Source organism: Bacillus sp. DX3.1, from assembly GCF_030292155.1.
Lineage (GTDB): Bacteria > Bacillota > Bacilli > Bacillales > Bacillaceae_G > Bacillus_A.
The window spans coordinates 1,014,893-1,027,036 of the sequence record NZ_CP128153.1 but is presented as its reverse complement, the minus strand read 5'-3'; the positions used below and the strand labels follow the sequence as shown (position 1 = coordinate 1,027,036).

Genomic DNA, 12,144 nt, shown 5'->3' with positions numbered 1-12,144 from the left:
AAAATCAGAACAGGTCAATCTATTAAAATGTCAGCTTGAGAAAGAAGTTCAATTGTAATAAAAACTGTATTAGAATTATCACCAAATTTCATTTTCTTAAATGACATGAAGTTTAATATAGAGCTTCCATAACAACCTAAAGCAGCATCAATTGCCATTGGTACCTCTGTCAATCCAATCAGCACTGTTAATACCATTGAGCTTAATGGTGTCATTTCTATGAAGAATCGCTTTGCAGCCTTATGATTTCTAGATTTACTTAGGTAAAAATCAATTGTGTTTCCTTCAGAATCAACAGCACGATAGAAATACATCCATTGTCCCCTTACCTTTATATACGTTTCATCCACTCTCCATGAATCATTTGTTTGAGATGACGTCGGATTCTTCTCTCAAACTCCGTTCCATATTGATGGACCCAACGCATAATCGTGGTATGAGCCAAGGATAATCCTCGTTCCTCCATCATTTCTACTACATCACGAAAACTTAAGTTGTACCGCAGGTACCAACGTACTGTTAACAAAATAAGATCCGGCTGATAACGCTTCCATTTTCATATTGAATAAATTTCCCTTCTGATCACACACCTTTCTTAGAGTAATCGTATCAGTATGTCCAATTTTAGAAGATTACTTGCAAGGTCTTTAGAATCTTTGCACCAGAACCAGGTTTGATATTTTCTCCGGGGGTAATAGATTATCTCTCGACGCCCTCATTATAACTTGTATATTTATGAGTTTAATATTTTTTTATTTTTAGAAATATTGAATAAATAGAATTTTAAATGGATAATAAATTACACTTGGCATGTAGCAATTGTGTCCATTGTTTGAAGCTGTATTAGTTAGTAGAAAAGCAAAAATAACACAGAGTTCCTTTGATTAACACATTGATTATATTGGGAACTCATTATAAAGATACTTATATTTTCCTTTGTTGAAACATCTTATTTTAGACGTGAAAGCTGTTATAATAAATGATTAATGTAGATGGAAAGGAATAAATTAAGGAAATATAAAATCCTTTTGGATATTTATTATTCATTTTGCATTTATATACACTTTTCAGAAAAAAGGAACTTCTTTTTCAGGGTGCCGCCACATCGCTATCAAGCTAATAAAACAAAATACCCCCTAAAATTGGCTTTACATAACCTTAGCTTGATGGCGATGTGGTGCTACCCTTAATTCGAAATAAAAAGGGAGAATTATTATTTATAGATGAACAATTTAAACAAGAATTATTGCAACGCATGAAATGCAAGATTTCTTAAATTTTTTTCATGAAATAGAAAAGACACTCATCACAGGTGTCCATCAAATCAGTATTTTGTTCAGAATCGATTTTATTCCTGTTTGTGCTTCTGTATATATTTGTTATTTCATAGTGACGAATTTTTTGTTATTGTTTAACTTTATATATATTGTATTTTTACTTAGTAAATAAACGAAGAATACATAGGTATCGAAATATTGAAGATGCTATTTTGTTTAGAACATGAATTATCACTTAAGATAGGAAGGTATACATATGACAGAGATATTAGATTTATCTTTATACTTCATTTTGTTTATCCTAATAATATCCATAATATGTTTCATCTTATTAGTATTCATGAAGATTTTCGGGAAAACAATGAATTATCGTCGTTCTGTTGAAAAAGAACTAAAAGAACATTCTTCAACAAAAGATACAGTGGCGTATAAGAATTCAGAAATAACTACTAAAGATGCTGAAGCAGATTGGATGAATGCAGTGATGACAACATCTTTTGTTGTTGCAGCTATGAAAAGCGCCCATGAAGATTCAAATATCGATCATGATTTAGGAAATGACAGTCATAGTTCAGATTCAGCAAGCCATAATGATTCATTCGATGGTGGGGACTCGTAGGATTAGCTAAGTACGGAGAATACTTAGCTTTAAAGTATTCATTTAGAGATGCTTATTTTAAATAATTACTTTTGTACTAAAAGGTATGATATAAAGAGAAAAGCACTCTTATGGGTCATCACCATCAAGTTAAGAAAATAAGTTAGAGTATGAGACGAGATTTTTTCTTGTCTCATATGAAAAAAGAAGCAACTTGCCAAAATAAAGAGCAATTCTATGAAACAAAGAGTTAAAGATAGTATGTGTCCAAAATTAGGGGGGAATCCGGTCTTAAAGCTAAACACACCTTAAATTAAATAAACAGATTAATAACCTATAAGGAAACTATTCATAGGTTATTAATCTATTTATTTAGTAATAAGAATATTAGTGCTTTACATCAAACTTAGGGTTTGGTCCGTATTTGTTATCCTCTTCTTGACTTTCCAGGATATAGAATGCAAGAAGAATGAGATCACCAATCAAATAAATAAGGACTAGCAGCTGCCACCATCCGGTTTTTCCTATATCATGAAGTCTGCGAGCGCCAACAGCTAAGGTTGGCAATATCATTACCAGAACATATAGTCCTCCAAGTGTCAAAAATGCGTCTCCAAATACTGCTCCAAGAAATACAAGTACCCAGAAGGTTATGAAATTAACAAGGGTAAATATCCAGTATTCTTTACGACAAGCTCTCCCTTGAAATCCTACATAGTTTTTAAGTGCTTTTAAATACCATTGCATGCAAGGTTCCCCCTTTCTTATTTTATATTATCAATAAATAGTAATTTTCGGAATTTTCTTATAGAATATACCATTTCATCTCAATACTGTCTAGAAAGTTTTAAGAAAATGTTTGATTAAAAAAACATTTTACAATGAAAATCATTCCATCAGTGAAAGTAAGCAATATATTATACTTTTGATATCAAGTATACTTGTATTTTTTAAAGCAATAATACCCTATGGACAATCTATTGAACTGATTTATTTATAATTAATACAGTCCTTTTCATTAAAAAAATAAGTTACATTTTGAACAATAAGGAGCTAAATTCCCTTTTCTAATCTTTTTATTACATTTTGAGCAGTAAACGTACAAAGACTCTATTTCTTGACGTTTTATCATATTCATGGCTACTATTCTTAAACTAAGTGCAGCACCTATTAAAATTATACAAAGAAAAAGCAGCATGATATTACCTCCGTAATTAATAATAAATTGACCCTTTTTATTGGACTGAGACTTACTTAACGCTCTCCCCTCCCACCAAGTCACCTTAATAAATGTGCTATGAATCTATAAAAAGCTATCCTTTTAGTAGATTCATTGAAAAGGATGGATTTTTCTTACGAATCTATCGATTGCTATTGAACTACCCCCACCTACCTCTACACGAGCTTGAGGTGGGGGATTCTACTGTTTCTGCCCTAACAAAAACACTTCCTCTCGTTCAACAAAGAGGATACAACGATATAGAAATTCGGTAGTATCCTTATGCAAGACGACCTCTTTCTATCCTCCGAGGAAAATAGAACAGGTACAGCTACTTTTTTCTTATATCGAGGCGAAGAACACCCTGTCATTCATCCAGTTCCTAGACCTGTTATCTGCTCTGGTGACAAGTGTAAGAGACTGGGACAAGGCGTCTTTTTCATTATGCAAACAGTTTTGCTAGTTTTTTCTTTTCACTTTCAAATAAGTCTAATCGTTCGATTTGTAATGCCTCTTTCGGCTGATTCACATGATATAACTGATAGAAATGATGCGTACGAATATCAAATCGATTGTTTAATTGATGCCAATGGGTCCAGTGGTGCGCTTCTTTCTTTAGAATATAAGGTTGAAGCACTTGAGGCACTTTTTCTTTATACCCTAATCCACGACGCCCAATCGTAAAGGCCGCAGATTGATGAATAGAGATGCCAAGTTTCCGCATATATTTCATCTTCCCTGAGATAGAAGTATATGCTGGATTGACTTGAAAGACAGCCACGCCCATTTTATCCGCACGACCCAGAATTGCGTCTGTCATCTTCTTATAAGCGAACATACTCTTCATTCGATTCGCTCGCTTACTTCCGTACCGATCCCCTGCCCTAGATTGCGTGGTATCTAACTTTTCTATTACAATCGGCTTGTTATACCGCTCTGCTAAGTCAACTAATCGAATGACTTCCGCTTCAATTATCTTTGTGATTTGTCCGGTAGATTTACCTATCATGGAAAAACGGAGGGAACCACTTCCTTTGTAATTCCCATCCTTCGTTACATGCGCCCAAGCAAAATGATTTAGATTACAATCTACACCAATCACTCCATCCGCTTTACTGTAATTCGTGTGAGGTTTTTCCGGTACATCGACTAGGCATTTCACAATATAATACTCACCATAGTCTTCAACAGACCACGCAATCGGTTTGCCGTGTTTTTTCTTATTCTTACACTGTAATTGGTTTGTGATTACTTCCTCAATGATTTCTTGTCCATACGGGAATGTGACAGTTGGAAACATAACCGGTTTTCCTGTACTTGTCGTCATCCATAATTCCTGACTCTCAATAACATACTGAAACACAAAATTTCCGTGTTTGGCATCTTTACGGCCAGATAAAATGAGTTGTTTATTTCGAGCGCGGAAAAATAATGTTTTCCATTTGTCATGGTTATGTATAAACTCATCGATTGTAAATTGAGACCGAAACAGTTTTTTACTCCCAAACACCGCGCTAGGAATATGCGTTTGGTACGATTCAAGCTTCTGCTTTAAACGGTATTGCCTGTGAGTCAAACGACCGATTTTTGCTTGAATCCTTTTGATTTGAACATCTAAGTACTGGTGCTCAAACAGATATTCATTCAGCCAAATGAATGTGTCCTCTTTACGAGACAAGGAGATAATATTATTGTTCTTCGAAAAGCGGGAGTTTTTGGGAAACGTAATCTTTCCTTTCACACAACTTTGTTTGATTTTACGAAGCTTTGTCAGTTTTGTACGTTCTTGCTTCAACTTCTTTTTGATTTTCTTGAGCTTCTCTTGTGTTTGTTTCTCATATATCTTCTGCAACTCTATTAAACCTGTAAACAACGCCTTTTCTTCTTGCACCGCACTGTTTGCATAGTAATCATTCAATTGATATTTCCGCTTGAGAACAAGATGAAGACTATCTGTATGCATCTTACGGCTCCAACGTTTTTCCCGAACAATCGTTTGAAATGCAAAGCGTTTCGCCCGATTAAATGTTTCCATTGTCTTTGTCAATGTATCTACCATTTCATACGGTACATCCCTTTTATAGATCCGTTTCGAAAAATACGCTTTCTTCACCTGTTCTCACCTCATTTTGTTTGATAAGACAATTATACAACAAAACGGAACGTACGTTCTACAAAAAAGATGGTTTTCTTTAAAAAAAGAAAAAACCGATTCATCCCCCACCTTTACTTCGTTTAGAGGAGGGGGTCTTCTCGGTTGAAATGATAAACTACAATTATTTTCTAAGAGTAAAAAGATACTGCCATTATTTTCAACGTCTCCTATTTACAAATCTATAAAAGTAGATATAATTGTTTTTATGGAACCTTCATTAATTTATAAAGCATTATCAAATGATACAAGACGTCAAATCTTATTATGGTTAAAGAATCCAGAAAAGTATTTTGATGAAAAGCCTTATTTAGAACAAGGGATTAGTTTTCAAGTTGGGGTATGTGTAGGAGATATCCAACTCAAAACCGGCTTAGCCCAATCCGTTATTTCTAGTTATCTATTAACGATGAAAAAAGCAGGATTATTAGAATCCGAACGAATTGGGAAATGGACGTATTATCGTCGAAATGAAAAGACAATACAAGAATTTTCCGAGTACGTCCAAAACGAATTATAAAGCGAATCATCATTGGAAAATTTCTTCATCCCCAATGATGATTCGCTTTCATGAATTCTGCTTTACAGGCAGTCCCCTCCCCTAACTATTTTGCTGAATTTTAAGGCGGGAGGATCTTACTGCCTGCGAATAGTAAAACAAATAGAAAGGAGGATTTTTTTCGCTTTTCATATCTACTTATACAGATATCTGTTATTTTGTATTGTTATACACCTTACATAACGAATAGAATGATGGCACCTTTGTTCCCATCATCCTTGCCACAATGCTTAACTATTTTTTACGTTAATGAATTGGAACCTATAAATCTCAAGAATTTATGCTTTTAAAATCACTATAAGAATGGAGATTTTTATAAATGAAAAAAATAAACCCTCTACTTATTATTATGCTGGCAGTAGGTGTATTTGGAATTATTACAACAGAGATGAGTATTGTCGGCGTCTTACCACAAATCACTGAAAAGTTTGGAATTTCAACTTCACAAGCGGGATTATTAGTAAGTATATTCGCTCTAGTTGTTGCAATTTCTGGGCCGTTTTTAATCCTGCTCGTATCTGGGATAAATCGCAAAACAGTTTTATTAACATCCATCTTTATTTTTGCTGTTTCTAATATTATTTACGCTTATACAACACACTTTGAAGTTATGCTTATTTTTCGCATTTTACCAGCAGCACTTCATCCACTCTTCTTTTCAATCGCTCTTGTAACTGCCTCGAAACTTGTTCCACCAGAAAAAAGTGGCCAAGCAGTTACAAAAGTCTTTATGGGTATTACTGTTGGATTCGCTTTAGGTGTACCATTAACTTCTTACCTTGCAGAACAATTTTCATTAGAAATTGCTTTCTTATTTGGAGCAATTGTAAATGCCCTTGCATTTATCGGAATACTTCTTTTACTCCCTTCTATGCCTGTTACAGAAAGAATGTCTTTTGGTAAGCAAATTCGTATATTGCGTAAACCAACAATATGGTTAAATATCGCAACTGTTACCTTTCTTTTTGCAGCTATGTTTTCGGTATACAGTTACTTTGCTGAGTACCTTGCAAAAGTAACAGACATGAATGGCTCTCTCATCAGTATCATGCTATTTATATTTGGCGTCATTATGATTGTAGGCAATCATGTATTTGGAGCTCTTCTGCAAAAAAGTATAGTACATACCGTCATATCGTTTCCTATTTTATATGCAGTCGTTTATGTATTGGTTTATTATGTAGGGCCTTACTTTGTTCCTATGATTTTTATGGTGTTTATTTGGGGAATCGTACATTCCGGGGGATTAATTATTGGTCAAACATGGTTAATAAGTGAAGCCAAAGAAGCCCCCGAATTTGGCAATAGCCTATTCGTTTCATTCTCAAACCTTGGAATTACTTTAGGAACCTCTATTGGTGGCTGGTTCATCTCTCAATTAGGCATTCACCAGCTTATCTGGAGCGGATTTATATTTACACTGCTTTCGTTTTTATTAATCATTATAAAACTAAAATTTTTCAGCTCTAGTAACCAAGTATCATTATCAAGCTAAAATAATTTTATATTCATATAACCACAAAACAAACTTATTTTTCATTAGTTAATTGTCTAAAAACGCCAAATTCAATTTCTTAAGGGAACTACTTTTACGCAAATCTTAATTTTTAATATTATAGGGTTAATCTTTAGTCACTTGGAACCCTCATCAGGTAAATCATAAAAATATTTCAGACGTATCCTTCTATATAAATAAAGGACTAGGTTCATGCCAACCTAGTCCCATATTGCTTCTCATTTACTTTTGTTTTGTATATCGAATCGTTTGAGGGCGCTGGATCAAATAATTGAATTTTGCCCGCATCCTTGCATAATAGCAGGGGATTTTTTGATGATGTAGAAAAAAGTCATATGCTATGTTCTTCAACTATGCGGATTGTATAGTCATAGTTAATCGAATTATATAAGGGTGGGAGTTAATGTGTTAATAAAGCCACAGAAATTACAGCCGGGAGATCGTGTCGCAACAGTCAGTCCTTCTTGGGGAGGCGCAGGTGATCCGGAACTTAGATGGCGTTATGAGCAAGGCATAAAGAGATTAGAAGAAGTTTTTGGTCTTGTGGTTGTATCTATGCCAAATAGTTTGAAAGGTTCAGATTATATTTATGAGAACCCACAAGCTCGTGCGATGGATCTAATGATGGCATTTCAAGATAAAAGCATTAAAGGCATCTTTGCGAATATTGGTGGAGAAGATAGTATTCGCTTACTTCCTTATATTGATTTTGATGTGATACGTGAAAATCCAAAAGTTTTTATGGGTTACTCTGATGTAACCATTTCACATTTATTTTGTCATAAAGCAGGCATTTCTTCTTTTTACGGTCCAGCAATTTTAACCGATTTTGCTGAAAATGTTGAGATGGATCCATATACGATTGAAATGGTGAATCGAACGCTCTTTTCAAATGAGATTATTGGTGAAATTCAACCGGCTAAAGAATGGACAAGTGAGCGTTTAGAATGGATAGAATCGAACAAGAATCAACGGCGTACGATGCAACAGAACACTGGATATGAACTACTTCAAGGCTCAGGTATCGTACAAGGCCGTTTAATCGGAGGTTGTATAGAAGTACTGGAGTTCGTAAAAGGAACGGAACTTTGGCCTGAGAACAAATATTGGGAGAACAGCATCCTTTTCTTTGAAACATCTGAAGATAAGCCAGAACCTAATTATATAAAGTATTGGTTACGAAATTATGCTGCACAAGGCATTCTACAAAAAACGAAGGGGATCATTTTTGGTAAACCGAAAGACGAGAAGTATTATGAAGAATACAAACATGAAATTCTGACAGTTATGAAAGAATATTGTTTAGAAGATTTGCCGATTCTTTATAATTTAAATTTTGGTCATACCGAACCTAAGTTGATTTTGCCTTATGGTGCGATAGCAGAAATAGATTGTGAAAAGAAGAAATTCTCGATTTTAGAAAGCGGTGTACAATAGATGAAACTTATTGATTTTGATAGTTGAACGGTTTAATAGATGATGTTAGCGGATTCAGGCATTCAGATACAGTATTAATAATAAATGAAGGCTATGAATTACTTACAAAAGCACCTGTGGAATTAGAAAATCTTATTTTCTAACATACCAACTTATAAAAATAGGTTTTAGTGCAAAATGCTATACTTTGGAATACTGATACTACTACTCTAAAAAGAACACATTCATTTACCAAATCAGCCTGTCCAAAATCAGAAAAATCTCAATCCCCTGCAAATGACTATTTATTAGGATTTATCTTTTAAGCAAACCTTTATTTTTTAGTATTATAATGAAAGAAGAAATATCAAAAAATACAAATAAAGGAGAGGCCATATGGATTATATGAAGGATGATTTAATCCCCATTTTAGAAGACTTTAACAAGAATCCTACGAAAGAAAATGTAACCCAAATATTAAAAGAATTTGGAGTACAGTTTCCGGAATATTGGGCTAAGGATGAGATAGAAGATAAGGAAGCTGTTCTTGCTAGCTTTCGTTTTTTAAGACCACTACAAGAAATATTAGATATGTATTTATATAACAGTGAGAGCTGGGTTCAACGCTCTATTGAACGTGCTAATGAACAAGCGACTCCCGATTCAGACGATTTGATTTTAAAAGAAATGGTACATGCAGGGATTTCACCTGAAAAGATAGGATTGTTTGCGTACTGGATAGCTAGATCAGCTATTAACGGTGTTCTCTATCGTTTATCTGATGCATGCGGTGGAGATTATGATTTGCCAAATGAAGGAGAAGATCTCCCCTCTTGGAGACTAGAAGAATATACACCATATAATGACAAGACATCGAATGTAGAACGTACAGGTCGATTTTTACTTGAATTACATAATATTTTTCCATTCCACAATCCAGGCGAAAAATAAGATAAAAGACAAACAATTGGAATCGTCAAATGATCCCCACCTAAGCAAATGGATGGGGATTATTTGACGATATGATTTGAACCATAAGTTTGCCGCTTTGACAAAGTTATGGTTCCTTTTTAGTATAGAATTTAAAGTTTAATCAAACTCTCGGAATCAAAATGTATAAATGAATTTAAATCTATAAGCCACAGAAGTAAATATAGTAAATGCCATAGAATGCACAATAGAGTCACTTACACAAAATATCAATCACTTTAGTATCAGTATCGCTTTTGATTTCTCAGATTTCTTCGATCATTAATAAATTCTTATACAAGTATTTTCAATTAAAGCTCCTTTATTTGCTTTGTAAGTTCTTTGAATCTTTTATCAAGTTCCATGTATGCTTCATCTTTAAGAGTTAAAAAGCTGAGTTTCCCTAAAACTTCTTGTCTTTCTGTTTCAAGCTTTAAACGTAATTCAGCGAGATTATCTCTTTTTTGAGATGTTTCTTTCAATTGCTTTTGTATGCTATTGTTTGAAAACACCAGTCTACTGCTAGTCGTTTTTTCAAGGAAGTACCGATCATGTGAAACAACAAGCAGTGTACCATTATATTGTGCTAATGTACTTTCAAGCTGCTCACGTGAAGGTAAGTCAAGATGATTTGTCGGTTCATCTAAAATAAGCACATCTTTTTCATCTAAAATATACGCCATCAGCTTACACTTTACACGCTCACCCATACTCATGTGCTTGATTGGCTCTTTCCATTGAGAAGATTTAAATCCTAAATGATTCATTAAACTTTGTACTTTTCCTCTTTCTTCAAAAGTCTCTTTATAAAATAACTGTTCTGGTGTTTTTTCAAGTGGTAAATCAAATACTTCTTGCGTCAAATAACCAATGTTTGCAGATGGTGAAATCCATACTTCTCCTTCAACCGTTTCATGTCCCATAATCATCTTCAATAATGTTGTTTTCCCACAGCCATTAGGTCCTATTATTGAAATCTTCTCACCATGTTGAATTGTGAAATTAACTTTCTCAAATAATGTTCGTTCCTCAAAACATTTTTTTAATTGTTTCACTTCTAAAAAACGTTTTCCTACCTTTTTATTTGCTTGAATTGAAAATTCTACAATAGGGTCTAGCTTAACACGTTCTGTTTTCATTTTTTCAAGCTCTTTTTCCAGACGCTTTTGTTTCGACTTTACTTGCGCATCCATTCGCTTTGCTTTTACACGATAATATTCTTTAATGCCCTCTTTTTTTGTCGACTGTGCATGTGCTTTTTGCGACCATGATGTTAATTCTTTCATTTGTGATTCTATACGTTCGATGTTTTTTTGTTGCTTTTCATATTCGCGCCGCTGAGTGAGTCTCCTATGCTCTCGAACTTTCATATAACTGGTATAATTCCCTTGATGCTCAATTAGTTTTGTATCTTCTATCGACCAAATTCTCGTTGCAACAGCATTTAAGAAATATCGATCGTGTGATACAACGATGATTATTCCACTAGTATTTTTTATCTGTTCAATGAGAAATTCTGTACTTTGTTCATCTAAATGATTCGTCGGTTCATCTAACATTAGAAGGTCTGCACCTTCCGCAAATCCTTTTGCAAGTCGGATTTTAAGCTTTTCTCCACCACTCAACTTATGAAAATCGTTTGTTGGTACGCCCCATTTTGAAAGAAGTTCCGCTTCTACCACTGTTACTTCGTTAGATGTAAATGTCTCTTTTTCTTGTTCAACATATGCCATCGTTACGTTCATCTGTTGCCACTCTAGTTGTCCTTTTGTTGGTTCTATTTTTCCATTTATCAATTGTAACAAAGTAGATTTTCCAACACCATTTTTTCCTATTACTCCGATGATATCTCCCTGTTTTACTGTAGTATTAATTTGTTCTAACAGAGTATTCTCCATTATTTCCACACAGACATCTTTTATTTTCAAAAGTTCCTTCATACCATCTATTCCTCTCTTTAAAAGGAGAATAAAAAATCCTCCCAATTAAATTTGGCAGGATTAGTCGTTATATTATTTATACCCAAATAAGCTATTTTATTAAATAGCTCTACTTTCTTATGGAAAATGGGCAGACTAATCCTATTTTTTATAAATTGAAATATCCAATTTCAACATTTAAAAATAAGATTAGTTAATCATCGGCCACCCATCATCCTTTCCGTCATTAGTAATGATATTGTAGCATGGTAATGTTGTATTAGTAAATGAGATTATTTATAGTACAAAAAAGATAGGTAAGGAAAAGTACATTTATCTTAGCTTGATGGCAATGTGGCGGTTCCCCACAGCCATTAGGACCTATTATTGAAATCTTCTCACCATGTTAAATTGTGAAATTAACTTTCTCAAATAATGTTCGTTCCTTAAAACATTTTTTTAATTGTTTCACTTCTAAAAAACGTTTTCCTACCTTTTAAGAAACAAAACCTCATTATT

At 33.9% G+C, this 12,144-nt stretch carries 9 protein-coding genes and 2 pseudogenes; 5 read left to right on the top strand and 6 right to left on the bottom strand.

Annotated elements, in window-relative coordinates:
* Window positions 1–14 precede the first annotated feature (14 nt).
* A pseudogene (locus QRE67_RS28830) lies at window positions 15–529 on the bottom strand (IS6 family transposase).
* A 1,004-nt stretch (window positions 530–1,533) separates the two neighbouring features.
* Here QRE67_RS28830 and QRE67_RS05060 point away from each other — a divergent pair.
* Window positions 1,534–1,896 carry a hypothetical protein gene (locus QRE67_RS05060; RefSeq protein WP_286123815.1) on the top strand — a complete coding sequence of 121 codons (363 nt, stop codon included), beginning with the start codon at window positions 1,534–1,536 and terminating at the stop codon, window positions 1,894–1,896.
* 366 nt (window positions 1,897–2,262) lie between these two features.
* Here the strand turns inward: QRE67_RS05060 and QRE67_RS05055 are convergent, their stop codons facing one another.
* The 3 genes from QRE67_RS05055 to QRE67_RS05045 all read right to left on the bottom strand — a co-directional run bounded on the left by QRE67_RS05055 (window position 2,263) and on the right by QRE67_RS05045 (window position 5,207).
* Window positions 2,263–2,622 carry a DUF805 domain-containing protein gene (locus tag QRE67_RS05055; protein WP_286123814.1) on the bottom strand — a complete coding sequence of 120 codons (360 nt, stop codon included), beginning with the start codon at window positions 2,620–2,622 and terminating at the stop codon, window positions 2,263–2,265.
* 271 nt (window positions 2,623–2,893) lie between these two features.
* The gene (locus QRE67_RS05050) at window positions 2,894–3,073 is read right to left on the bottom strand and encodes a hypothetical protein (protein WP_286123813.1); all 180 of its coding nucleotides are present in this window, start codon (window positions 3,071–3,073) and stop codon (window positions 2,894–2,896) included.
* Window positions 3,074–3,536: 463 nt separating this feature from the next.
* A complete protein-coding gene (locus QRE67_RS05045) occupies window positions 3,537–5,207 on the bottom strand; it encodes an IS200/IS605 family accessory protein TnpB-related protein (protein ID WP_286123812.1) in 1,671 nt (556 codons plus the stop codon).
* 247 nt (window positions 5,208–5,454) lie between these two features.
* Here QRE67_RS05045 and QRE67_RS05040 point away from each other — a divergent pair, with 247 nt between their 5' ends.
* From QRE67_RS05040 to QRE67_RS05025, 4 genes are all read left to right on the top strand, one after another.
* Window positions 5,455–5,766 carry an ArsR/SmtB family transcription factor gene (locus QRE67_RS05040; protein WP_286123811.1) on the top strand — a complete coding sequence of 104 codons (312 nt, stop codon included), beginning with the start codon at window positions 5,455–5,457 and terminating at the stop codon, window positions 5,764–5,766.
* A gap of 358 nt (window positions 5,767–6,124) precedes the next feature.
* Window positions 6,125–7,300, top strand: coding sequence for an MFS transporter (locus QRE67_RS05035; protein ID WP_286123810.1), 1,176 nt, complete (start codon window positions 6,125–6,127; stop codon window positions 7,298–7,300).
* A 426-nt stretch (window positions 7,301–7,726) separates the two neighbouring features.
* Window positions 7,727–8,758: a S66 family peptidase gene (locus QRE67_RS05030; protein ID WP_286123809.1), complete on the top strand. Its 1,032-nt coding sequence runs from the start codon at window positions 7,727–7,729 to the stop codon at window positions 8,756–8,758.
* A gap of 375 nt (window positions 8,759–9,133) precedes the next feature.
* Complete coding sequence (locus QRE67_RS05025) at window positions 9,134–9,688, top strand: hypothetical protein (RefSeq protein WP_286123808.1); 555 nt, start codon at window positions 9,134–9,136, stop codon at window positions 9,686–9,688.
* A gap of 329 nt (window positions 9,689–10,017) precedes the next feature.
* Here the strand turns inward: QRE67_RS05025 and abc-f are convergent, their stop codons facing one another.
* Both abc-f and QRE67_RS28825 read right to left on the bottom strand, forming a co-directional pair.
* Window positions 10,018–11,646: a ribosomal protection-like ABC-F family protein gene (gene abc-f, locus QRE67_RS05020; RefSeq protein ID WP_286123807.1), complete on the bottom strand. Its 1,629-nt coding sequence runs from the start codon at window positions 11,644–11,646 to the stop codon at window positions 10,018–10,020.
* Between the two features lie 388 nt (window positions 11,647–12,034).
* Window positions 12,035–12,121: pseudogene (locus tag QRE67_RS28825) on the bottom strand (hypothetical protein); the annotation flags it as partial.
* Window positions 12,122–12,144 lie beyond the last annotated feature (23 nt).